The following is an 854-nucleotide window of genomic DNA, read 5'->3' as shown; positions in this document are numbered from 1 at the left end:
CACGGCATGGACTACTGGCCGAAGAACGCAAAGATCATCCAGATCGATGCCGATCACAAGATGCTCGGGCTGGTGAAGAAGATCACCGTCGGTATCTGTGGCGATGCAAAAGCCGCTGCTGTCGCGCTCACGCAGCGTCTGAACGGCCGCACGCTCGCCTGTGATGCATCGCGCGAGGATCGTGCCGGACAGATTCGCTCGGAGAAGGCCGCGTGGGAGAAAGAACTCGACGATTGGACGCATGAACGCGATCCGTACAGTCTCGACATGATCGAAGAGCAAAAGAATGAACGCACGCCGGGCGGCGGTGAGTATCTGCATCCGCGTCAGGTCCTGCGTGAACTCGAAAAGGCGATGCCCGAAGACGTGATGGTCTCGACCGATATCGGCAACATCAATTCGGTCGCGAACAGCTATCTGCGCTTCGAGAAACCGCGCAGCTTCTTCGCCGCGATGAGCTGGGGCAACTGCGGCTACGCGTTCCCGACGATCATCGGCGCGAAGGTCGCCGCACCGCACCGTCCGGCGGTGTCCTACGCGGGCGATGGCGCCTGGGGCATGAGCCTGATGGAGACGATGACCTGCGTGCGCCACAACATTCCGGTGACGGCGGTGGTGTTCCATAACCGTCAGTGGGGCGCCGAAAAGAAGAACCAGGTCGATTTCTACAACCGCCGCTTCGTCGCGGGCGAACTCGACAACCAGAGCTTCGCTGAAATCGGCCGGGCGATGGGCGCGGAAGGCATCGTCGTGGATCGGCTCGAAGATGTCGGACCGGCGTTGAAGCGCGCGATCGATCTGCAGATGAACCACGGCAAGACGACGATCATCGAGATCATGTGCACACGCGAACT

General features: G+C 60.8%; 1 protein-coding gene. It reads left to right on the top strand.

Features of this window, described 5'->3' with window-relative positions:
* A partial coding sequence (locus tag AWB65_RS35120) for a thiamine pyrophosphate-dependent enzyme (protein WP_235008132.1) occupies positions 1 to 854 on the top strand: 854 nt, incomplete at both ends.

The sequence above is a fragment of the Caballeronia humi genome, from assembly GCF_001544475.1.
In the GTDB taxonomy this organism is placed as follows: Bacteria; Pseudomonadota; Gammaproteobacteria; order Burkholderiales; family Burkholderiaceae; genus Caballeronia; species Caballeronia humi.
The sequence above is the reverse complement of the archived record's forward strand: the minus strand, read 5'-3'. Positions and strand labels throughout refer to the sequence as shown.